The following is a 20,615-nucleotide window of genomic DNA, read 5'->3' on the forward strand; positions in this document are numbered from 1 at the left end:
TGTCGAACAGGGGATTTAATCGAGGCCGACAAATCCACCCGTTTGGTGTTGCCACAGGCGGGCATACAAACCGCCATGGGCGAGCAGTTCGGCGTGGGTGCCGGACTCGGCAATCTGACCTTTTTCGAGGACTACCAAACGGTCCATGCGGGCGATGGTTGAAAGCCGGTGAGCGATGGCAATCACGGTTTTACCTTGCATCAAGGTTTCGAGACTTTCCTGGATCGCGGCTTCGACTTCGGAGTCCAGCGCCGAGGTCGCTTCGTCCATGATCAGAATCGGCGCATTCTTCAGTAACACCCGTGCTATAGCGATGCGCTGGCGCTGACCACCTGACAATTTGACCCCGCGCTCGCCCACATGGGCGTCAAAACCGGTACGTCCCTGAGCATCGGAAAGTGCAGGAATAAACTCATCGGCACGGGCTTTTCGCACGGCTGCCCAGAGTTCATCGTCGGTGGCGTCCGGCTTGCCATACAGCAAGTTGTCGCGGATCGAACGGTGCAGCAAAGACGTGTCCTGAGTGATCATTCCTATCTGTTCGCGCAGGCTTTCTTGCGTCACTTCGGCGATATTCTGACCGTCTATCAGAATTTTCCCGCCTTGCAGGTCATACAGGCGCAAAAGCAGGTTTACCAGCGTCGATTTGCCCGCCCCGGACGGTCCGATCAAGCCGATTTTTTCGCCGGGTTTGATCACCAGATTCAGGTCGCTAATGATCCCGCTCTGTTTGCCGTAGTGAAAGTCCACGTGTTCAAAACGCACTTCACCGCGATCGACCTTCAGGCGTGGCGCGTTGTCCTTGTCCTTGACCGTAACGGGTTGGGCGATGGTCTGCAGACCGTCCTGGACCATGCCGATGTTTTCAAAAATGCCGTTGACCACCCACATGATCCAGCCAGACATGTTGACGATACGAATCACCAGGCCAGTGGCCAGCGCAATGGCGCCCACGCTGATCAGTGACTGGCTCCACAACCACAGCGCAAGGCCGCTGGTGCTGACAATCAGCAGGCCGTTCATGGAGGTGATGGTCACGTCCATGCTGGTCACGACGCGGCTTGCCAGCCGGGTTTTTTCGGTTTGTTCGATGATCGCTTCGCGGGCGTACTGCTGCTCGTAATTGGTGTGGGCAAACAGCTTGAGGGTGGTGATGTTGGTGTAACCGTCAACGATCCGGCCCATCAATTTAGAGCGCGCATCCGAAGACACCACCGAGCGTTCCTTGACCCGTGGCACGAAGTAATACAACGCGCCGATGTAGAGCACGATCCAGGTCAGCAGCGGGATCATCAGCCGCCAGTCCGCTTCGGCAAACAGCACCAGCGAACTGATGGCGTAGATCAACACGTGCCACAACGCATCGACGGCCTGCACCGCAGAGTCACGCAGCGAGTTGCCGGTTTGCATAATGCGCTGGGCAATACGCCCGGCGAAATCGTTCTGGAAAAAGTTGAGGCTTTGCTTGAGCACATAGCTGTGGTTTTGCCAGCGAATCATGCTGGTCATGCTCGGGCTCAAGGTCTGGTGCACAAGCAGATCATGCAGGCCGAAGAATACCGGGCGAATGATCAGCGCCACCACGGCCATCCAGATCAGCTCACCGCTGTGAATGCTGAAAAACTCAGTGTTGGGCGTACCCTGGGCCAGATCGATCAGGGTGCTCAAGTAACTGAACAGCGAGACTTCAATCAAGGCGGCGACCAGCCCGACGACCAGCAAGGCGGCAAACAGTGGCCAGACCTGGCGCAGGTAATAGATGTAAAACGCCCAAACAGTGTTGGGCGGTTCGGCGCTGGGGGCTTCGCGAAAAATATCGATCAGTTGTTCAAAACGACGATAAAGCATGGTCACTGACGCCCGCTGAGCGGGCTCTCCTTTAGTGGTGTGACCGGCCTGGGCCGGTCAAGCTCCCCGCAGCATGCGAAGCGATTAGGCTTAGTCGATGCGTTTGGCAGACTTGATGTAAACAGGATCGATTGGCACGTTCTGCATACCGCTTTTGGTGGTCGTCTGCGAATTGACGATTACGTCAACCACGTCCATGCCTTTAACCACCTTGCCGAATACCGCGTACCCAGCGTTACTGCCTTGATCGAGATTCGCATTGTCAGCCACATTGATAAAGAACTGGCTGGTCGCGGAGTTCGGATTGGAGGTACGTGCCATCGACAAGGTGCCGCGCACATTGTGCAGGCCGTTGCCAGCTTCGTTCTTGATTGGGTCGCGGGTTGTTTTTTGCGTCATCTGGGAGGTGAACCCGCCGCCTTGCACCATGAAGCCGGGGATAACACGGTGGAAAATAGTGTTGTTGTAAAAGCCGCTATCAACGTAATCCAGAAAATTTTTGGTGCTGATCGGTGCCTTGACGGGGTCCAGTTCGATTTCAATCTGGCCGTTGCTGGTATCCAACAGTACATGGGGTGCTTTTTGCGCTGGTGTCGCTTTGTTTGCCGCAGGCGTTGCAGCCATCAGGTTGGCGGCGAAGAGCAGGGCGCTGGCAGCAAAGGCAATTTTTTTCAACATAAGTCAAAAGTCCTGAAAAGTAGAAGCAGCTGCGTCCGAGAACGCACGCGCTGTGTGTTGAATAGGTGATGTGATGAGGTTGGCACTGATGAATGGCCAGCCGCGAAGCTTGGACAGGATATTCGGGATCGATGTTCCTGCCCACCGCTGTCATGGCTGCAATCTTTGCTTTATGCCTGCTCAGGGGCAGCAAAGGCTGCGTCCAGGGGGGCGGTATCAAAGGTGCGCAACAACTCCACCAGTATTTGTGTCGCCGGGCCCAGCGGTTTGTCCTTGTTGGCGTACAAGTAAAACACCGGGTGGCGGTCACCGCCCTGATCCAGTGGCAACGCTTTGAGCACACCCTCTTTGAGTTCGCGCTCGATCATGTGCCGGGGCAGCCAGGCAAAGCCCAGGCCACTGCCCACAAAGGCGGCGGCCGTGGCCAGGCTGCCGACCGTCCAGCGTTGCTCAGAGCCCAGCCAGCCTACGTCGCGGGGTTGCTGGCGGCCCGAGTCGCGAATCACCACTTGCAACTGGCTTTCAAGGTCCTGGAAGTGCAGCACCCGTTGCATGCGATGTAAGGCGTGATCGGGATGGGCCACGGCAATGAATTCGACGGTGCTCAGTTCTGTGCCCAGGTAGCCCGGAATATTGAAACTGCTGATGGCCAGGTCGGCCACGCCTTCCAGCAACACTTCTTCGACGCCCGACAGGACTTCTTCGCGCAGCCGCACACGACAGCCACGGCTCTGCGGCATAAAAGCGGTCAAGGCGCGCACCAGCCGTGCATTCGGGTAGGCGGCATCAACCACCAGCCGCACTTCGGCTTCCCAGCCTTGCTCCATGTGGTGGGCGAGGTCTTCAAGCTGGCTGGCTTGTTTGACCAACTGGCGCGAACGCCGTAATAAAACGCCGCCGGCTTCGGTGAGCACGGCTTTGCGCCCGTCGATGCGTAACAGCGGCACGCCGAGTTGGTCTTGCATGCGAGCAACGGTGTAACTGACAGACGACTGCGAGCGATGCAGCACCTCAGCAGCTTGCGCAAAGCCGCCATGGTCGACCACCGCTTGCAGCGTGCGCCATTGGTCAAGGGTCACGCGGGGCGCTTTCACGTTGTATTCCTTTGGTAACGAGTCGTTGTGTGGCCGCAGCCTGATGTACAGGGTACTCATTAATAAACAAATTTATAGATAGGTTGTAGCAGATATTTACGCTTTTTCATCAATGAAATGCCCTCTAGGATTCACTCCATCGCCTTACAGCCTTCACAGATGGAGCCTACCGCCCATGTCTAATGTTCTGATCATCGAAAGCAGCGCTCGCCAACAGGATTCATTTTCCCGCGAGCTGACACAGCAGTTCATCAGTCACTGGAAAACCCTTCATCCGGCTGATCGCCTGACCACTCGCGATGTGGCTGTGAACCCGGTGCCGCATCTGGATGCTGATTTGCTGGGAGGCTGGATGAAGCCCGAGGCGCAGCGTAACGCCGCTGAACAGGCTTCTTTGCAGCGCTCCAATGAGCTGACCGACGAGTTGCTGGCGGCTGACGTGTTGGTGCTGGCGGCGCCGATGTACAACTTTGCCATCCCCAGCACCCTCAAAGCCTGGCTGGACCATGTGTTGCGCGCCGGCCTGACCTTCAAATACACCGAGACAGGCCCCCAGGGTCTGCTCACCGGGAAAAAAGCATACGTGCTCACCGCACGCGGCGGGATATATGCGGGTAGCACCGCAGACCACCAAGAACCGTACCTGCGCCAAGTACTGGCCTTTGTGGGCATTCATGACGTGACCTTTATCCATGCCGAGGGCATGAACCTGGGCGGCGACTTCCAGGAAAAAGGGTTGAACCAAGCCAAAGCCAGGCTTTCAGATGTGGCCTGAGCCGGTCTGTTAATCAACAGATAATCGTTGCATGGCTTAATTCGCTTCACTGCTCCTTCAAGCAAGCGGTTCGCGCATCGAACCTCCCTTGGCACTTTCTTTGAGTGCTATCGCCCGATCAGCCCTACGCTGGATCGGGTTTTTTTTGCCTGCGGTTTACGGGCCGATAGCGCAGCGTGCTGAAAAACCGCTAAGGTCGCGTCCACTCAATACCGGGCGAGAGATTTATGGGTTATTTGCTAGTTGTGACGCTGATTCAGGCGTTTTCCTTCAGCCTGATTGGCGAGTATCTGGCGGGGCACGTCGACAGTTACTTCGCCGTGCTGGTGCGTGTGGTGCTGGCCGGTCTGGTCTTTATCCCGCTGACACGCTGGCGCCAGGTCGAACCCGGCTTTATGCGCGGCATGCTGCTGATTGGCGCCCTGCAGTTTGGTATCACCTACGTCTGCCTGTACCTGAGCTTTCGCGTGCTCACGGTGCCCGAGGTGCTGCTGTTCACCATCCTTACGCCGCTGCACGTCACCCTGATTGAAGATGCGCTGAACCGGCGCTTCAATCCATGGGCGCTAGTGGCTGCGCTGGTGGCCGTTGGCGGGGCTGCGGTGATTCGGTTCGACAGCATCAGCCCGGACTTCTTCAAAGGCTTCCTGCTGCTGCAACTGGCCAACTTTACGTATGCCGCTGGTCAGGTGCTGTACCGGCGTCTGGTGCTGCGCTATCCGAGTGAGCTGCCGGGCTACCGGCGGTTCGGGTTCTTTTATGTCGGCGCCCTGATTGTGGTGTTGCCGGCTTTCCTGCTGTTTGGCAAAGCGCACTTTTTGCCCGACGCACCGTTGCAGTGGGGCGTGTTGCTGTTTCTGGGCCTGGTGTCGACGGCGCTGGGCATGTACTGGTGGAACAAAGGCGCGTGCCTGGTCAGCGGCGGCACCCTGGCGGTGATGAACAACCTGCATGTACCGGTGGGTTTGCTGCTGAACCTGCTGATCTGGAACCAGCACGAACCGTTGGGCAGGTTAATGTTGGGCGGCACGGTGATTCTGCTGGCCGTGTGGATCAGCCGGCTAGACCGCAAGGCTATCAGGGGCTAAGGTCCTTAAGGCCCAAGGTCTGTTGACGTCTCGTCGCGACCGCAATGAAACGTCATCAGACCCTATCTAACGCCTCAAAGGGGAGTGGGAATGACAGTTAAAGTGTTGATCTTGCCGGGCCTGAATAATTCGGGGGACGATCACTGGCAAACGCGCTGGGAGAAGAAGTACAGCGGTCTGAAACGGGTCAAGCAAGACGATTGGAACACGCCGGTGTGCGCTGAATGGGTTCAGCGATTACACGACAAAGTCACTTCCAGCCAGCGACCGGTGGTGTTGGTGGGGCACAGTCTGGCGTGCAACCTGATTGCGGCGTGGTCGCAGCAGTACCCCACTGATGCCAAAAACCGTGTTCGTGGCGCGCTGCTGGTAGCCCCCAGCGACACCGAAGCGCCGAGTTATCCGCAAGGCACGTCAGGGTTTGCACCCATGCACCTGGGGAAACTGCCCTTTGACTCGATAACCGTGGCCAGCACGGATGATCCCTATGTCAGTGTCGAGCGTGCGAAAGCCTTCAGTGAGGCGTGGGGCAGTGAATTAAAGCTGTTGGAGAATGCCAGGCACATCAACCATGAGAGTGGCCTGGGTGACTGGCCCGAAGGCATCGAGTTGTTGTTCGAACTGAGCGGTGACCCGCAGTTCAAACACAGCTAACGCTGCCACGTCGCCGCAGTCATCACTGGCTGCGGCGACTTACACGTGACTCAGTCTTCAGCTGCTATGTGCGGCGGGTTGATCTTGTTCATCAGCCCCTGACGCAAGTCATTGCCACTTGGCTGTTGATACACGCTCAAGCCAAACTCCGGCAAGACCGACAACAGATAGTCGAAAATATCGCCCTGGATTTGCTCGTATTCGTCCCACACCGTGGTGCGGGTGAAGCAGTAGATTTCAAGTGGCACGCCCTGGGGTGTGGCTTGCATCTGGCGCACCATGCAGGTCATGTTGGGCTGGATCATCGCGTGGCTTCGCAGGTAGGCCAGTGCGTAGGCGCGGAAGGTGCCTATGTTGGTCATGCGTCGACGGTTGGCTGACATCGCCGCGACGTTACCCTGGGCTTCGTTCCAGCTCTTGAGTTCGGCTTTTTTGCGCGCCAGATAGTCGCTCAGCAAGCGCACTTGCTCCAGGCGCTGCTCCTGCTCGTCGGTCAGAAACCCCACGCCTGCGGCATCAATAAACAGGCTGCGCTTGATCCGTCGACCGCCGGATTGCTGCATGCCGCGCCAGTTTTTAAACGACTCGGACATCAGGCGCCAGGTCGGGATGGAGACAATGGTCTTGTCGAAGTTCTGTACTTTGACGGTGTGCAGCGTGATGTCCATGACGTCGCCGTCGGCACCCACTTGCGGCATTTCGATCCAGTCGCCTACTCGCAGCAGGTCGTTGCTGGTCAACTGAACGCTGGCGACAAAAGACAGCAGGGTGTCTTTGTAGACCAACAAAATCACCGCAGACATGGCGCCCAGACCCGAGAGCAAGAGCATCGGCGAGCGGTCGATCAGGGTGGCGACAATGATGATCGCCGAGAACACATACAGCAGCATCTTGCCCAGCTGGATATAGCCCTTGATGGGCCGGGTCTTGGCGTAGTTGGTGCGTGCGTAGATGTCGAGCAAGGCATCGAGCAGGGCGGTGATGACCCGCGTCAACACAAAAATAGTGATGGCCAGGGCCAGGTTGCCGAGGAATTGGCGACCGTTGTCGCTCAGGTCCGGGACCAAATTGCGGCCAAACTGGATCATCAGTGACGGCGTCATTTGCGCCACGCGATGGAACACTTTGTGTTCGCGCAAATCGCTGACCCAGTGCAAGGCTGGCTGGCGGGCGAGCATCTTGGTGACGCGCAAGATAATGATGCGGGCAATGTGACCGGCGAGCAGGGCGACGCTCACCAATACGATCAGTCCCAGAACGGACGACAGCCAAGGATAGTGATCCAGGTTGGCCCAAAGGCGTTCAAATTCGCTCCAGAGTGTTTGAGTATCCATAAGTTAAAGCGTTATCCCAAAAGAAATGGCCATGGGATTAGACCATCTCAAGACGATTTAGGGGCTGTCTTTGGACTAAAGACCCTAAAAAAGCATTTGTTTCGCGCCGTTGGTGCAAAGAAACTCGGCCTGAGCGCTCGAAACCGTTACTCTATGCCGCTGATTTTTCGCATTTCTTCGAGGTAGCACCCGTGTTTTCCGATTTCGCCCTGCACGAACGCCTGCTTAAAGCTGTGGCCGAGCTTAAATTTGTCGAGCCTACGCCTGTGCAAGCAGCGGCCATCCCGCTCGCGCTCGAGGGGCGTGACCTGCGGGTTACAGCTCAAACCGGGAGTGGCAAAACCGCCGCTTTCGTTCTGCCGATTCTCAATCGCCTGATTGGCCCAGCCAAAATCCGCGTCAGCATCAAAGCGTTGATTTTGCTGCCGACCCGCGAGCTGGCGCAGCAAACCTTGAAAGAAGTTGAACGCTTTGCGCAGTTCACGTTCATCAAGTCCGGTCTGATTACCGGCGGTGAAGACTTCAAAGTACAGGCCGCCATGTTGCGCAAAGTGCCTGACATCCTGATCGGCACGCCAGGCCGTTTGCTTGAGCAACTGAACGCCGGCAACCTGCAACTCAACGAAGTTGAAGTGCTGGTGCTCGACGAAGCTGACCGCATGCTCGACATGGGCTTCGCCGAAGACGTGCAGCGTCTGGTTGACGAATGCCCGAACCGTCAGCAAACCATGTTGTTCTCGGCCACCACCGGTGGTTCGGGCCTGCGTGACATGATCGGTAAAGTCTTGAACAACCCTGAGCACTTGCAGCTCAACCAGGTCAGCCAGCTGAATGCTACCACGCGTCAGCAAGTGATCACTGCTGACCACAACCAGCACAAAGAACAAATCGTGAACTGGTTGCTGGCCAATGAGACTTATCAAAAAGCCATCGTCTTCACCAACACCCGCGCCATGGCTGACCGTATCTACGGGCGTCTGGTGGCTCAGGAGTACAAGGCGTTTGTCTTGCACGGTGAGAAAGACCAAAAAGACCGCAAGCTGGCCATTGATCGCCTGAAGCAGGGCGGCGTGAAAATTCTGGTCGCTACCGACGTGGCTGCCCGTGGTCTGGACGTTGAAGGTCTGGATCTGGTGATCAACTTCGACATGCCACGCAGCGGCGACGAATACGTTCACCGCATTGGCCGTACTGGCCGTGCCGGTAACGACGGTCTGGCGATCTCGCTGATCTGCCACGGTGACTGGAACCTTATGTCCAGCATCGAGCGCTACTTGAAGCAAAGCTTCGAGCGTCGCGTGATCAAAGAAGTCAAAGGCACCTACAGCGGGCCGAAAAAGGTCAAGGCTTCGGGTAAAGCCGTTGGTGTGAAGAAGAAAAAGACTGACGGCAAAGGCGACAAGAAAAAGACCGGCGCCAAGGCCCCGACCAAGCGCAAAATCGCCAACCGCCCAAAGACCGACGCCCTGTCGCTGGTCAGCAAGGACGGCATGGCACCGCTCAAGCGCCGCAAGCCAGAAGCTCCGGCTGCTGAGTAAAGTTTACGGATAAGGTTTGCCTCTCGGTCTTTTAAGAGCAAAAGATCGCGAGGCAAGCTCGCTCATAAGACCCTGTAGGAGCGAGCTTGCTCGCGATCTTTTGATCTTGATCTAAGCCGTAAGAGGCTCCGTTAAACCACGCTGGCCGATCGCAGCCTTCGTACCTCGTCAGCGACTACAGTGGCCTGTTTGATGCGCGACAGCGCGGCGTCGAAGACGGGACGGCTTTGTAATCCCCTCTCTCAATAAAACGTACGTTCAGCCTTGAACGTCAGTAACCCATCGCATTGCGGGTTTTGCCCCGAGTACGCTGAGCAATCACCGCCATCGAGGCTGGAGTCGCTGTAGATCACGTTCAGGTTCACGCCCATCCAGGGCCGTGAGAAGGTGATCGACCAATCATTGAACGTACGCACGCTGCCGCCATCGGCGATGGATACCGGCGTGCCCAGTTGGTGGGTGGTGTATTTCAGGCTGACCCCGACGCCCAGCGTGCGATTGGCGCCCAAATCGGCAAACACGGTGCTGTCGCGCCGATCCGGGTCATTGCTGAACGCTGCGCCAAAGCGCGTGCCCAACACGGTCAGCCCCGCATAAAACTGCTGGCTGTCCATCGGGCTGACCTTGGGGTAGCTGTAATGAATCATCCCCAGTTCATAGCTCAGAGTCTGGTCAAACGGGTGTTTATAACCGAGGTAGGAGTCGACTTCCAGATTGCTGCCGGGCTTGAGGCCCATGGTGGGTGCCCATTGGCCGACATACCAGCCGCTGTTGTGCGTGAGGTCCAGGCCGCCATGGAAGGTCGAACCCGGGCTGGTCGGCTTGACCAGGCCTTGGGCCATGCTGCGGCTGGGCTGGGTGCCCATTCTGAGGTCGAAGTCGCCCAGCTCGCGTGAAAACACCTGTGCGTTGACAGCTGCGCTGGACAGCAATGTGCCGGTGAGCAGTAACGCTCGTGTGAGCATAGGTCACTCCCTTGACAACTGGATGCAGTGATTGGCTCGAAGGCTTGGTTTAGACAGGTTCAAGCATACGGATGTATGCCGGCAGATGGGGGCCGTTCGTCGATTTCTTGAGGGGAGGGGGTTCAGGAGTCCCAGCGCTTTGGAAGGCAAAGCGCATCAGGACCACTATAAAGCGGGGGGTATTACTTTTTACCCAGCGAAATCTGTTTGGATGCGCCGAAAGTTTGGCCGCTGACGCCTTTGTCAATTTGCTGGATCTCGCCACCGGACTTCAAGAATGCGGCAATTTGCGCATTGATTGAATCACTGGTTTCAACAGCGGGAGCTGGCTTTACTTTGCTGGCGGATGCTTTTACACGCATGGCGGCTATTCACCTGTAGAAAATAACTTGGCCAGCGATAGTAACTGAAATGCTTGACAATTGCTTGTTAAATATCCTCCTGAAATATTATAAGTACCTTGGCATTGCACATAATCAACACTCTAAGCGCCCGCTAACTCGCTGTTTTAATTCATATCATCGGGTTGTGTTTGGGCTATTCGGCAGGGTCTTGAGGGCGCGCCGGGCTGACGAGTGGTCCTTGGGTCGTGGCAAAAATCCTTGATAAATCAGGCCTTTTGTAAAAAATGTGAAAGCCTTGCTGCGCGGCTCCAATTTGCCGGGCCAAACTCGGGTAGAATGCTGCCCACGTAATGAGGGTATTGGACATGGCTTTAATCGGTCGCTACAACAGTTTGCAAGTGGTTAAACACACTAACTTTGGTTTGTATCTGGATGGCGGAGCCGACGGGGAAATCCTGTTGCCCAATCGCTATATTCCCAAAGATATTCCCAGTGAAGACGAAGACTGGCTTAACGTATTTGTTTATTTGGACAGCGCTGACAAGTTAATTGCCACCACTGAAAAACCAAAAGTTCAAGTCGGTGAGTTTGCCAGTCTTAAAGTTGTCGAAATTAATAGCATCGGTGTTTTCCTTGATTGGGGCCTGCCGAAAGATTTGCTGTTGCCGTATTCCGAAGAAAAACGCCAGATGACCGCTGGCGAATATGTGGTTGTGCACGTTTACCTGGACAAGCACACACGCCGCATCACCGCCACAGCCCGCCTGGACCGCTACCTGGACAAAACCCCGGCCAACTACCAGGTGGGCCAGGAAGTTGATCTGCTGGTGGCTGAGGCCACGGACATGGGCTTTAAAGCCGTGATCAACAACAAGCACTGGGGCTTGATCCACAAGAACGAAGTGTTCAAGTTCCTGCGCGCGGGCAAGCAAGAGAAAGGCTATATCAAAGAAGTTCGTGCCGATGGCAAGATCAGCCTGAGTTTGCAGCCAGTCGGTCAGGAGGCATCCAGCAGCCTGAACTCGAAGATTCTCAGCAAGTTGCGTGAAAACAATGGCGTACTGCCGGTCAGTGATAAAAGTGCACCCGAGCAGATCAGCAACCTGTTTGGCGTCAGCAAGGGCAACTTCAAGAAGGCCATTGGTGCGCTCTACAAGGAAGGCAAGATTGTGATCCACGCGGACCGCATCGAACTGGTTTAAACCAGCGGCCTGCGCTGTTTTTATCTTTTGGGTGTGGCTATGAGTGGTTCGCGGCGAGCAACGGATGCTTTTGCACTGCAAGTCATGCTGGGGTTGTGCCTGATCTGGGGTGTCCAGCAGGTGCTGATCAAAGTGGCTGCACCTGATATTTCCCCGGTCATGCAGGCCATGGCCCGCTCGGGGATCTCGGCGTTGCTGGTGGGGCTGGTGATTTGCTGGAAGGGTGGCTGGGACCAGGTGCCGTACACCTGGCGCGGCGGCTTGCTCGCAGGCAGCCTGTTTGGCCTGGAGTTTTTCTTTATTGCGCAGGGGCTGCACCTGACCAGCGCGGCGCACATGTCGGTGTTCCTCTATACCGCGCCGATCTTTACTGCGCTGGGGGTGAACTGGCTGTTGCCCAGTGAGCGTCTGCGGCCGCTGCAGTGGCTGGGGATCTTTCTCGCATTCCTGGGCATTGCATTCTCCTTTGCCGGCGGCATGTCGTTCGCGGACATGGACCCCGACGTCTTGCTTGGCGATGCCTACGGCGTGCTGGCGGGCATGGCCTGGGGCGTCACCACTGTGGTGGTGCGTGGCTCCAGGCTCTCTGAGGCACCGGTCACGCTGACCCTGTTTTACCAGTTGATCGTGGGCTTTATCGGCCTGCTGGTGATTGCGCTTGCCACAGGGCAGATCACCCACTTCAGCTTCACCGGGCTGGCCATTGGCAGCGTCTTGTTTCAGGGCCTGGTGGTGTCTTTTTTCAGCTACCTGATGTGGTTTTGGCTGCTCAAGCGTTACCTGGCCTCCAATCTGGCCGTGTTTTCATTTATGACACCCCTGTTCGGGGTGACCTTTGGCGTGTTGATACTGGATGAGCCATTAAGCTTCAACTTCGCCGTGGGCGCGGTGCTGGTGCTGCTAGGTATCACTTTTGTCAGCGCGGAGCAGTGGGTGCGTCGCAAGGTGCGCGCACTGCTACAAAATTAACCAGTTGCAAGGCCAGTACCCCGGCCAGCACCAGGCCGCTGGCCGCGATGATCAGCGCCGGGTGCAATCCGCCACTGAAATGGCTGCTGACGGCTGCCAGCAAAGGCCCGCCCAGTTGGCCGACGGCAAAACAGGCGGTGAGCAAGGCGGCGTTGCGCTGAGTAGCGTGGGGGGCGATGTCGCGTGAGCTTTGCATCACCAGCGGCATGCATGCCAGGAACGGCGTGCCGCATAAAATCACCCCCAGCGCCAGGCCCGCACTGCTGGGCAGCAAACATGCCAGTACACCGGCCGCCTGTACCCACAGCGCGGCCATCAGCCATAGGCGAGTGGTGCGCGGCGAGGGCCGGTGAAAGCTGATCAGCATCACGCCAATGGCCGCGCACAGGCCGAAAGCTGGCCAGAACAAATCGGCTTGCCATTGACCGCGAAACTGCGCGTTGGCCATTTGCGACAAAAAGGTTGCCGGAATGATGTACCCCAAGCCATACAGCGCATAAATGGCTCCCAGGCGGGTGATGCCGGGGTGGCGTGGGTTTATGGGCGCCGTCTGCACATGCGGAGCAAGCCCGTTGGCGGGTGGCAGGATCGGCATGATCACCAGCAGCATGAGCAAGGCGGCCACCGCGTAGATCAGCCACAACATGGACGAGTTTTGCCCCTGAACGTTGGCAAATAGCGCGAGCAATCCGGTCAGCACCACGCCAATGCCGGGCCCGGCAAACACCAGGGCACCCAAGCGCGGCCGGTTAGCGCTGACCGCGATCTGCTGGCTGAGCGCGGTGATCATCACCATCACCCAGGCACTCGCCACCCCGGCGCCAAAGCGCAGCAGCAAATGCGGCCAGAAGCCTTGTGCCCAGTACGAAATCAGCGTCAGCACCACGCACAGCCATAAGCCGGTGTGCAGTCGGCCACGGACTTGCTCCGGGCGTCTGGCGCGAATGGCATCCAGCGCGCCAATCAAATAGCCAAGATAGTTGGCGGCGGCAATCAGCCCGGCACCGGTCAGGTCGATCTGACCTTCGCTGATCAAGTGCGGCAGTTGCGGGGTGAGTGAAAAACGGCCAATCCCCATGGCCATCATGAGTGCGATAAAGCTGGCGAGTAAGCGAGTCAGGGCTGACATGCTGTTAATTTCCGGGCAGTGACAATGACCGTCAGGCTAGCGGTGATTGACTTTCTATAAAATTGAATAATAGTGAGTGACTTGTTCAGTTTTGGAGAATGGTGTGGAATTCAGCCAATTACGGATTTTTCAGGCCGTGGCCGAAGAAGGCTCGATCACCCGTGCAGCTGAACGTCTGCACCGCGTGCCTTCCAATCTGTCGACCCGGCTCAAACAACTTGAAGAGCAAATGGGTGTCGAGTTGTTCATGCGTGAGCGCCAGCGCTTGCAATTGTCCCCGGCGGGCAAAGTGCTGCTCGATTACACCGCGCGCCTGTTCGCCCTGCGCGATGAGGCGCTGGGTGCGGTACAGGGCGGCGTGCCGTCCGGCAAATTCACCCTTGGCACGATGTACAGCACCGCGGCGATCCATTTGCCCGCTTTGCTGGCCCGCTACCACCGCGCCTACCCGGCGGTGAACCTGCATGTACAGTCGGCGCCGAGCGGGGAATTGCTCGAAGGTTTGCTCACCGGGCGTCTGGATGCGGCGCTGGTGGATGGCCCGCTTGAGTTGGCCGGGCTTGATGGCGTCGAGTTCTGTGAAGAGCAATTGGTGATGATCAGCGATCTGGATCATCCACCCATCACCCGCGCCCAGGACGTGCAGGGGCGTGAGGTGTTCGCCTTCCGCCAGGGCTGTTCTTACCGCACTCGCCTTGAGGCCTGGTACGCCAGCGACCGGGCGGCGATGGGGCGCGTGATGGAGATTGAGTCCTATCAGGGCATGCTGGCGTGCGTGGTGGCAGGGTCGGGTGTGGCGTTGATGCCAGCTTCGATGCTGGCCAGTTTGCCGGGCCGTGAAAGTGTCGGCGTACATCCCTTGAAACAACCTTTTGCCTCTGCCACTACGTGGTTGATGTGGCGTAAGGGCATGCTGGGCGCCAACTTGAATGCGTGGATAACGTTGCAGCAGACGGCGTCCGTTAAAAGCGACGTAGAAGTTGCAGCACAACGCGCATCGGCCTGACTTGAAAAGAGGAGGATTAGCCTAAAGTTCATTGACCTTAAGCAAGCATCTTGTAGGACTTAGGACTATTATCTGTACGAAGCGACCAAGGAATCCGGTCGTAAGTGTGGCCCCAAGGGGGAAATATGAAAGACAAACTGAAAAACTGGCTGCATGACGTCGGCGTTGCACTGGGCCTGATTGAGCCTCCTCTGCAACCAATTCCGATCCCTGTCGAAGACCCGCGTCGCCGTCCGCAACGTCGCCGTTAAGACGGTGGCAGCGTAAGCGCCTGATATCGAAAAAAACGGGCACGACCTCCGACGTCGCGCCCGCTGAAGAAAGTGGGTATCAGGCAGCGCTGGCCACTGTGGCCGGGCGCCGATCCAGCAAGCTGACCACGATAAAGCTGATAAGCCCTACAGCCAGGCTGTAGTAGATCGGCGTATTGGCGTCCAGACCATCCTTGATCATAAAAATCAGCGCCGTGATAAAGCCCAGGCTCATGCTGCTGATGGCGCCTGCCGTCGTGGCGCGCTTCCAGTAAATCGCACCGATCAATGGCACCAGCATGCCGCCAACCAGCAGGTTGTAGGCCAGCGTGAGGGCGCTGATAACGTCGCTCACCACCAGAGCAATCGCCAGCACCACAAGGCCGGTAAGCATGGTGAACAGGCGGTTGATCTTCAGGCTCGACTGCTTGCCGCCGCGCAGCTTGGGCAGCAGGTCTTCGGTCAATACGGTGGACGCGGCGAGCAAGCCGGCACTGGCGGTGGACATCATGGCGGCCAGGGCGGCTGCAATCACCAGCCCGCGAATGCCGTCCGGCAGCGAAACCTTAACGATGGCGGCGAACGCGTTGTTGACGTTGCCCAGGTCCGGGATCAGCACATGGGCTGCCATGCCGATCAAGGCGCAGGTCAGGCCGTAAAGGATGCAGTAGAACCCTGCGAACGTACCAGCGTACTTGGCCACCTTGTCAGTTTTGGCGGTAAACACGCGCTGCCAAATGTCCTGGCCGATCAGAATGCCGAAGAAGTAAATCATGAAGTAGGTGATGATGGTGTCCCAGCCAATGCTGGTGAAGCTGAAGTTCGACGCTGGCAGTTTGCTCACCAGCTCATCCCAGCCGCCAACACGGTACAGACAGATCGGCAGCAGCACGAACATCAGGCCCACGGTCTTGATCACGAACTGCACGATGTCAGTCAGGGTCAGCGACCACATTCCGCCAATGGTCGAGTACACCACCACCACGCCACCGCCGAGCACCACCGATACCCAGAACGGCAGGCCGAACAACACTTCAAGCACGGTGCCGATCGCCAAAATGGAGGTCACGCCGATCATCAGGGCATACGCCAGCATAATCACTGCACTCGCCTGACGCGCCATCGGGTTGTAACGTTTTTCCAGCACTTGGGTCACGGTAAAGATTTTCAGCTTGAGCAACGGCTTGGCCAAGAACAGGTTGAGCGCGATGATCCCGCAACCCAGGGCCGCGCACAGCCAGAAGCCTGAAATCCCGTGTACATAACCCAAACGTACAGTACCGACAGTTGAAGCACCGCCCAGCACCGTGGCGGCCATGGTGCCCATGTACAGTGTCGGGCCCAGGTTGCGTCCGGCGACCAGGTATTCTTCGTGGGTTTTTGCCTTGCGCATGCCGTAGTAACCCAGCACCAGCATTGCCGCAGCGTAGATAAGGACGACTATTAGGTCTAAAGCCATGATGGCGAGTCTCCGATTATTTTTTTTATGAGGCGATCAGGCGATGGGTGGCATCACCGGTGTTTCGGGTGTGGCGTTGGGTGTATTGCGTGGCGCGCGCGTTGCCCAAAAACAGGCGAAATACATCCCTGAGTCCGGTTCGGCGTGCGTTGTTCGGAGTCGGGTTAACTCCTGGTGAATTAATGTGGCCCGCATTATTGGGGCTGTTTTTATTATTCATGATCATCTCCGATCACACTGGCTAAGGGGGGCGGCAGCCTTTCCGACAAAGCGGACAAACATTCGTAACAGGCCAGCCAAAGGCCTTTTGTTCTTGTGTGCTGACTCAGGTCTTGAAGACCGGAGTCGCGCGATCCTGGCTAAAGAATTGCTCCCCTTGCATGCGCCGCTCGCTGGCCGCGTCATGCACAAAAATTGTCCTGTCAGCCGGCTTGCCGGCGAAGGCGCTGTTCGAGGTGCGCGATGGCACCTCGAACCCTTCATCCCATCTGGAGACGGGGTTTAGCGATGAGTGACACCCGGCAAGACGCAGAGCATTTCGTACAGCAAGTTCGCGCCCAGCAGTGAGGTATTGCCGGTGGTGTCGTAAGGCGGCGAGACTTCTACCAGATCGCAACCGATCAGGTCGAGGCCTTGGCAGCCGCGAATAATCTCAATCGCCTGAATGGTGGTCAGGCCGCCGATTTCCGGGGTGCCGGTGCCAGGCGCCCAGGCCGGGTCGATGCCGTCGATATCAAAGCTCAGGTACACCGGGCCATTGCCGACTTTTTCGCGGACTTCAGCCATCAACGGGGCCAGCGACTTGTGCCAGCACTCTTCGGCCTGCACCACACGGAAGCCCTGTTTGCGGCTCCAGTTAAAGTCTTCAGCGGTATAGCCCTGGGCGCGCAGGCCGATTTGCACGACACGGTCACAGTCCAGCAAGCCTTCTTCGGCGGCGCGGCGGAACGTGGTGCCGTGGGCAATTTTTTCGCCAAACATGTGATCGTTCACATCGGCGTGTGCATCGATATGTACCAGGCCAACCTTGCCGTGCTTTTTGTGAATGGCGCGCAGGATCGGCAGGGTAATAGTGTGGTCGCCACCCAGCGTCAACGGGATCACGTTGTGCTCGAGGATGTCATCGTAGGCTTCTTCGATGATGCGCACGGCGTCCAGCAGGTTGAAGGTGTTGATTGCCACGTCGCCGATATCCGCGACCGACAGTGAGTCAAACGGAGCAGCGCCGGTGGCCATGTTGTAAGGGCGGATCATCACGGATTCGGCGCGGATTTCGCGAGGGCCGAAACGGGTGCCTGCGCGCAATGACGTACCGATGTCCAATGGCACGCCAACAAAGGCGGCATCCAGGCCAGCGGCGGATTGCAGATGGGGCAGGCGCATCATGGTGGCAATGCCGGCGAAGCGCGGCATTTCATTGCCGCCCAGTGGTTGGTGAAGAATTTTATCCACGGGAAAGACCTCGTCGTTTGTTGTGGTTATGGCGGTCGATTCTGCGAAAGGCCGGCGGCGGGAAGAATCCCTACAGGCAAATACTTAGTTCAGATTTTTCTAAACTAATGCGCAGCCCCGAGTTAGACTCCGAGCCAAAATATGCGCGCCACGGGTAGGGGCGAGCTTGTCTCGCGATCTTTTGATTGTGAAAAGATCGCGAGACAAGCTCGCTCCTACCGTGAAAAGTGAGTCATTCATGGCCAACGCTTTACCCGATCTAAAACTATTGCGAATCTTTGCCAGCGTGGTCCGGCACCAGGGTTTCGCCACGGCGCAGCAGGAACTCAACCTGTCGACGTCGGCCATCAGCACCTACATGAGCCAGCTGGAGGCCAATCTGGGGCTGGTGCTGTGCCATCGGGGGCGCGGCGGGTTCAGCCTCACCAGCAAGGGCGAGCTGTTTCATCAGGAAACCCTGCGTCTATTGGGCGAGCTGGAAGGCTTTGAACAGTACGCCGCCGCGCTCAAGGGTGAACTGCGCGGCACCTTGAACCTGGGGGTGATCGACTCCACGGTCAGCGACAAAGCCTTGCCCTTTGCCGAAGCCATTGGCGCCTACAGCCAGGAGCACCCGGCGGTGCACTTGCACCTGTCGGTCATGAGCCCTTACGAGTTGCAGCTTGGGGTACAAGACAACCGGCTCGATCTGGCCATCGGTGCGTTTTCGTCGCGCATGAGCGGTCTGGTTTATCAGCCGCTGTACCGTGAACAGCATTGGCTGTATTGCAGCACGCGGCATCCCTTGTTCGCTGAGCGGCGAATCCCCGAGCCGGTGATTACTCAGCAACGCATGGTCGGGCGCGGCTACTGGAGCCAGGCCGAGCTGGCGCGGCACGGCTTTAAACACAGCGCGGCCACCGTCGACAGCATGGAGGCCCAACTGATTCTGGTGCTCTCCGGCGCCTACATTGGTTACTTGCCCGAACATTACGCCGAGCCGTGGGTCGAGAAGGGTGACCTGCGTGTGCTGCTGCCGGCGACGTTTGGTTATCAGGCGCCGTTTTCAATGATCGTGCGCCGTGGCCGTAGCCGTGAGCCGCTGATTCAAACGTTTCGCGACCTGCTCAAAGCGCAGCTAAATCAACCTTGAAGAGAGCGTTATCGCTATGTCCCGTGCCCAATGCCCTCGTTGCTTGCGCCCGCAAACGCACTGCCTGTGCGACTTGATCCCACAACTGGACAGCCACACCCGCGTCTTGCTGTTACAGCATCCCAGTGAAGTCAATCATGCGCTGAACACCGCGCGGTTGGCGGCTCTGGGGCTGACCAACGCTGAGCTGCGAGTGGGTGAAGTGTTTGAGGATTTGCACACGCTGCTCAACCCGCCGGGTTATCAAGCGCGGTTGTTGTTTCCGGGGGAGGGTGCGCAACCGCTTCAGGCTGGCGCTGCGGCAACAGAAAAATTGCTGTTGGTGGTGCCCGATGGCACATGGCGCAAAGCGCGCAAATTACTGCACCTCAACCCGTTGCTGGCGCAACTGCCGCGGGTGACCTTGCCCGAAGGCGCAGTGTCCCGTTACCGGCTGCGCAAGGCACCGGGGCCTGGGGCTTTGTCGACCGTGGAGGCCATTGTCCAGGCGCTGGACATCCTCGAAGCCCCGGCGTCCTATGCACCGCTGCTGCGCCCGTTTGAAGCGCTGATTGAAGGGCAAATCGAAGCCATGGGTGCCGAGACCTACCAGCGCAACCACGTCACAAAACCCCCTCTGTAGGAGCTAGCTCGCCTCGCGATCTTTTGATCTTTAAGGTTTTTCCAAGGTTTTCTGGCGCAGGATATAAATGCTCACCAGCACCGCGCTGAGCAGCATAAACCCTCGCGCCCAAGGCAACGGCACCAGGTAGCAGGACACGCCAATGCTCAGCCACATCAAACCAATGGCGTAGACCTTGGCCTTGAGCGGGATGCCGTTACCGTCGAGGTAGTCGCGGATCCAGGGCCCCAGTCGAGGGTGTTCGACCAGCCACTGGTAAAACCGTGGGGAACTGCGCGCAAAGCAGGCGGCAGCCAAGAGCAGAAAGGGGGTGGTGGGCAGTACCGGCAGGAAGATCCCCAGAACCCCCAGCGCTACGCTCAGCCAGCCAATGGCAAACAGAACGTAACGCAGCAGCCGCGACCGGCTGCTGAATGAGGGGCCGGGCATTGAATCAGTGGTGACGCGGCTTGAGGATGGCCGGTTTTTCGTCAGGGGCATGGCACAGCAGGAACAGGGCAGTCAGGGCTTCCGGGATCTGCACGATCATGTCGTCCATCAGGTTGGCGTCCTGAGCGATATCGGCGAATTCAGGCTGGTCGTCGAACAGGCCCGAACCGACCATGATCGGCAGCAGCATTTCGCTGACTTCTTCTTCGGCGGTTTCGAACCAGGCCGCTTCGCGCAAGAACACGCCTTCCATAAAGCCGATGCACCAGCCGCGCAGATCGGACTCATCCGGCTCGTCGCCGAGGTCCAGATCACACGGCAGTTCGAACTCTTCGTCCGACGCCAGTTGGCGAGCGATGTGGTCCTTGAGTTTAACCAGGGAACCTTCGATCTCTTCGCGCTGGGCGTCGTCTTTGTAGTTCGGGGTTTCAGAGAAAATGGCGTCGATCCATTCACGCTCAGGTACTTCTTCAGCGCAGATGGACAGGGCAGTCAGGTAGCCGTGAGTGGCTACGTAGTCCAGCGCCTCGTCATGCAGCTCGTCAGCGTCGAGGAAGGCTTGCAGGCGGGTTAGTTGCTCAGCGAAGGACATTAAGGGACTACCTAGAAAATAAACAATACCGAATTCTAGGCTTTCTTGAGCGCC

At 57.7% G+C, this 20,615-nt stretch carries 22 protein-coding genes; 10 read left to right on the forward strand and 12 right to left on the reverse strand.

Annotated elements, in window-relative coordinates; genetic code table 11:
* Window positions 1-15: 15 nt before the first annotated feature.
* The 3 genes from GHO25_RS10480 to GHO25_RS10490 all read right to left on the reverse strand — a co-directional run bounded on the left by GHO25_RS10480 (window position 16) and on the right by GHO25_RS10490 (window position 3,620).
* Window positions 16-1,848, reverse strand: a complete 1,833-nt coding sequence (locus GHO25_RS10480) for an ABC transporter ATP-binding protein (protein WP_153390740.1) — start codon at window positions 1,846-1,848, stop codon at window positions 16-18.
* A 90-nt stretch (window positions 1,849-1,938) separates the two neighbouring features.
* Window positions 1,939-2,526: a peptidylprolyl isomerase gene (locus GHO25_RS10485; RefSeq protein ID WP_153390741.1), complete on the reverse strand. Its 588-nt coding sequence runs from the start codon at window positions 2,524-2,526 to the stop codon at window positions 1,939-1,941.
* Window positions 2,527-2,696: 170 nt separating this feature from the next.
* The gene (locus GHO25_RS10490; RefSeq protein ID WP_048371541.1) at window positions 2,697-3,620 is read right to left on the reverse strand and encodes a LysR family transcriptional regulator; all 924 of its coding nucleotides are present in this window, start codon (window positions 3,618-3,620) and stop codon (window positions 2,697-2,699) included.
* A 175-nt stretch (window positions 3,621-3,795) separates the two neighbouring features.
* On the opposite strand from GHO25_RS10490, the gene GHO25_RS10495 reads away from it, so the two are divergent.
* The 3 genes from GHO25_RS10495 to GHO25_RS10505 all read left to right on the forward strand — a co-directional run bounded on the left by GHO25_RS10495 (window position 3,796) and on the right by GHO25_RS10505 (window position 6,137).
* Window positions 3,796-4,395 carry an FMN-dependent NADH-azoreductase gene (locus tag GHO25_RS10495; protein WP_153390743.1) on the forward strand — a complete coding sequence of 200 codons (600 nt, stop codon included), beginning with the start codon at window positions 3,796-3,798 and terminating at the stop codon, window positions 4,393-4,395.
* A 227-nt stretch (window positions 4,396-4,622) separates the two neighbouring features.
* Window positions 4,623-5,483 carry a carboxylate/amino acid/amine transporter gene (locus tag GHO25_RS10500; RefSeq protein ID WP_153329318.1) on the forward strand — a complete coding sequence of 287 codons (861 nt, stop codon included), beginning with the start codon at window positions 4,623-4,625 and terminating at the stop codon, window positions 5,481-5,483.
* A gap of 90 nt (window positions 5,484-5,573) precedes the next feature.
* Entirely contained in the window at window positions 5,574-6,137 is a 564-nt protein-coding gene (locus GHO25_RS10505; protein ID WP_153390744.1) for an alpha/beta hydrolase, read from the forward strand.
* A gap of 50 nt (window positions 6,138-6,187) precedes the next feature.
* Here the strand turns inward: GHO25_RS10505 and GHO25_RS10510 are convergent, their stop codons facing one another.
* Window positions 6,188-7,471, reverse strand: a complete 1,284-nt coding sequence (locus GHO25_RS10510; protein WP_153390745.1) for a mechanosensitive ion channel family protein — start codon at window positions 7,469-7,471, stop codon at window positions 6,188-6,190.
* A gap of 191 nt (window positions 7,472-7,662) precedes the next feature.
* On the opposite strand from GHO25_RS10510, the gene GHO25_RS10515 reads away from it, so the two are divergent.
* Window positions 7,663-9,009, forward strand: a complete 1,347-nt coding sequence (locus GHO25_RS10515) for a DEAD/DEAH box helicase (RefSeq protein WP_178110054.1) — start codon at window positions 7,663-7,665, stop codon at window positions 9,007-9,009.
* Window positions 9,010-9,251: 242 nt separating this feature from the next.
* Here the strand turns inward: GHO25_RS10515 and GHO25_RS10520 are convergent, their stop codons facing one another.
* Both GHO25_RS10520 and GHO25_RS10525 read right to left on the reverse strand, forming a co-directional pair.
* Window positions 9,252-9,974: a TorF family putative porin gene (locus GHO25_RS10520; RefSeq protein WP_048371529.1), complete on the reverse strand. Its 723-nt coding sequence runs from the start codon at window positions 9,972-9,974 to the stop codon at window positions 9,252-9,254.
* A gap of 182 nt (window positions 9,975-10,156) precedes the next feature.
* On the reverse strand, window positions 10,157-10,336 hold the full coding sequence (locus GHO25_RS10525) for a hypothetical protein (protein ID WP_048371526.1): 180 nt from the start codon (window positions 10,334-10,336) through the stop codon (window positions 10,157-10,159).
* Window positions 10,337-10,683: 347 nt separating this feature from the next.
* Here GHO25_RS10525 and GHO25_RS10530 point away from each other — a divergent pair, with 347 nt between their 5' ends.
* Together GHO25_RS10530 and GHO25_RS10535 are read left to right on the forward strand one after the other, a co-directional pair.
* A complete protein-coding gene (locus tag GHO25_RS10530) occupies window positions 10,684-11,520 on the forward strand; it encodes a S1 RNA-binding domain-containing protein (protein WP_048371524.1) in 837 nt (278 codons plus the stop codon).
* A gap of 39 nt (window positions 11,521-11,559) precedes the next feature.
* Window positions 11,560-12,489 (forward strand): DMT family transporter, encoded by a 930-nt coding sequence (locus tag GHO25_RS10535; RefSeq protein WP_048386128.1) that lies wholly within the window; start codon window positions 11,560-11,562, stop codon window positions 12,487-12,489.
* Here the strand turns inward: GHO25_RS10535 and GHO25_RS10540 are convergent.
* Window positions 12,437-13,618, reverse strand: a complete 1,182-nt coding sequence (locus GHO25_RS10540; RefSeq protein ID WP_153390746.1) for an MFS transporter — start codon at window positions 13,616-13,618, stop codon at window positions 12,437-12,439. The genes GHO25_RS10535 and GHO25_RS10540 overlap by 53 nt on opposite strands.
* 103 nt (window positions 13,619-13,721) lie before the next feature.
* On the opposite strand from GHO25_RS10540, the gene GHO25_RS10545 reads away from it, so the two are divergent.
* Both GHO25_RS10545 and GHO25_RS26520 read left to right on the forward strand, forming a co-directional pair.
* Entirely contained in the window at window positions 13,722-14,624 is a 903-nt protein-coding gene (locus GHO25_RS10545) for a LysR family transcriptional regulator (protein WP_048386125.1), read from the forward strand.
* 125 nt (window positions 14,625-14,749) lie between these two features.
* A complete protein-coding gene (locus GHO25_RS26520; protein WP_256677203.1) occupies window positions 14,750-14,875 on the forward strand; it encodes a PA1414 family protein in 126 nt (41 codons plus the stop codon).
* A gap of 79 nt (window positions 14,876-14,954) precedes the next feature.
* On the opposite strand, the gene GHO25_RS10550 is transcribed toward GHO25_RS26520, so the two are convergent.
* The 3 genes from GHO25_RS10550 to speB all read right to left on the reverse strand — a co-directional run bounded on the left by GHO25_RS10550 (window position 14,955) and on the right by speB (window position 17,786).
* Window positions 14,955-16,334, reverse strand: a complete 1,380-nt coding sequence (locus GHO25_RS10550; protein ID WP_153329257.1) for a sodium:solute symporter — start codon at window positions 16,332-16,334, stop codon at window positions 14,955-14,957.
* 25 nt (window positions 16,335-16,359) lie between these two features.
* The gene (locus tag GHO25_RS10555; protein WP_148070731.1) at window positions 16,360-16,554 is read right to left on the reverse strand and encodes a hypothetical protein; all 195 of its coding nucleotides are present in this window, start codon (window positions 16,552-16,554) and stop codon (window positions 16,360-16,362) included.
* 281 nt (window positions 16,555-16,835) lie between these two features.
* Entirely contained in the window at window positions 16,836-17,786 is a 951-nt protein-coding gene (speB, locus tag GHO25_RS10560) for an agmatinase (protein ID WP_123752006.1), read from the reverse strand.
* A gap of 238 nt (window positions 17,787-18,024) precedes the next feature.
* Here speB and GHO25_RS10565 point away from each other — a divergent pair, with 238 nt between their 5' ends.
* On the forward strand, window positions 18,025-18,918 hold the full coding sequence (locus GHO25_RS10565; protein WP_048371511.1) for a LysR family transcriptional regulator: 894 nt from the start codon (window positions 18,025-18,027) through the stop codon (window positions 18,916-18,918).
* A gap of 16 nt (window positions 18,919-18,934) precedes the next feature.
* Window positions 18,935-19,540, forward strand: a complete 606-nt coding sequence (locus GHO25_RS10570) for a tRNA-uridine aminocarboxypropyltransferase (RefSeq protein WP_153390747.1) — start codon at window positions 18,935-18,937, stop codon at window positions 19,538-19,540.
* A 30-nt stretch (window positions 19,541-19,570) separates the two neighbouring features.
* Here GHO25_RS10570 and GHO25_RS10575 read toward each other — a convergent pair whose 3' ends face one another.
* Both GHO25_RS10575 and GHO25_RS10580 read right to left on the reverse strand, forming a co-directional pair.
* Window positions 19,571-19,969 (reverse strand): YbaN family protein, encoded by a 399-nt coding sequence (locus GHO25_RS10575; protein WP_178110055.1) that lies wholly within the window; start codon window positions 19,967-19,969, stop codon window positions 19,571-19,573.
* A 4-nt stretch (window positions 19,970-19,973) separates the two neighbouring features.
* A complete protein-coding gene (locus GHO25_RS10580; RefSeq protein ID WP_048371508.1) occupies window positions 19,974-20,561 on the reverse strand; it encodes a YecA family protein in 588 nt (195 codons plus the stop codon).
* Window positions 20,562-20,615: the final 54 nt, after the last annotated feature.

Source organism: Pseudomonas sp. FSL R10-1350, assembly GCF_009600525.1.
Lineage (GTDB): Bacteria > Pseudomonadota > Gammaproteobacteria > Pseudomonadales > Pseudomonadaceae > Aquipseudomonas > Aquipseudomonas helleri.

Excerpts from the sequence above, each read along its gene's own strand:
- GHO25_RS10555 (WP_148070731.1), bottom strand. The coding sequence starts at position 16,554 with ATGAATAATAAAAACAGCCCCAATAATGCGGGCCACATTAATTCACCA.
- GHO25_RS10495 (WP_153390743.1), top strand. The coding sequence starts at position 3,796 with ATGTCTAATGTTCTGATCATCGAAAGCAGCGCTCGCCAACAGGATTCA.
- GHO25_RS10485 (WP_153390741.1), bottom strand. The coding sequence starts at position 2,526 with ATGTTGAAAAAAATTGCCTTTGCTGCCAGCGCCCTGCTCTTCGCCGCC.
- GHO25_RS10520 (WP_048371529.1), bottom strand. The coding sequence starts at position 9,974 with ATGCTCACACGAGCGTTACTGCTCACCGGCACATTGCTGTCCAGCGCA.
- GHO25_RS10580 (WP_048371508.1), bottom strand. The coding sequence starts at position 20,561 with ATGTCCTTCGCTGAGCAACTAACCCGCCTGCAAGCCTTCCTCGACGCT.
- GHO25_RS10505 (WP_153390744.1), top strand. The coding sequence starts at position 5,574 with ATGACAGTTAAAGTGTTGATCTTGCCGGGCCTGAATAATTCGGGGGAC.
- GHO25_RS10510 (WP_153390745.1), bottom strand. The coding sequence starts at position 7,471 with ATGGATACTCAAACACTCTGGAGCGAATTTGAACGCCTTTGGGCCAAC.
- GHO25_RS10550 (WP_153329257.1), bottom strand. The coding sequence starts at position 16,334 with ATGGCTTTAGACCTAATAGTCGTCCTTATCTACGCTGCGGCAATGCTG.
- GHO25_RS10525 (WP_048371526.1), bottom strand. The coding sequence starts at position 10,336 with ATGCGTGTAAAAGCATCCGCCAGCAAAGTAAAGCCAGCTCCCGCTGTT.
- GHO25_RS26520 (WP_256677203.1), top strand. The coding sequence starts at position 14,750 with ATGAAAGACAAACTGAAAAACTGGCTGCATGACGTCGGCGTTGCACTG.
- GHO25_RS10535 (WP_048386128.1), top strand. The coding sequence starts at position 11,560 with ATGAGTGGTTCGCGGCGAGCAACGGATGCTTTTGCACTGCAAGTCATG.
- GHO25_RS10540 (WP_153390746.1), bottom strand. The coding sequence starts at position 13,618 with ATGTCAGCCCTGACTCGCTTACTCGCCAGCTTTATCGCACTCATGATG.
- GHO25_RS10500 (WP_153329318.1), top strand. The coding sequence starts at position 4,623 with ATGGGTTATTTGCTAGTTGTGACGCTGATTCAGGCGTTTTCCTTCAGC.
- GHO25_RS10530 (WP_048371524.1), top strand. The coding sequence starts at position 10,684 with ATGGCTTTAATCGGTCGCTACAACAGTTTGCAAGTGGTTAAACACACT.
- GHO25_RS10565 (WP_048371511.1), top strand. The coding sequence starts at position 18,025 with ATGGCCAACGCTTTACCCGATCTAAAACTATTGCGAATCTTTGCCAGC.
- GHO25_RS10575 (WP_178110055.1), bottom strand. The coding sequence starts at position 19,969 with ATGCCCGGCCCCTCATTCAGCAGCCGGTCGCGGCTGCTGCGTTACGTT.
- GHO25_RS10480 (WP_153390740.1), bottom strand. The coding sequence starts at position 1,848 with ATGCTTTATCGTCGTTTTGAACAACTGATCGATATTTTTCGCGAAGCC.
- GHO25_RS10570 (WP_153390747.1), top strand. The coding sequence starts at position 18,935 with ATGTCCCGTGCCCAATGCCCTCGTTGCTTGCGCCCGCAAACGCACTGC.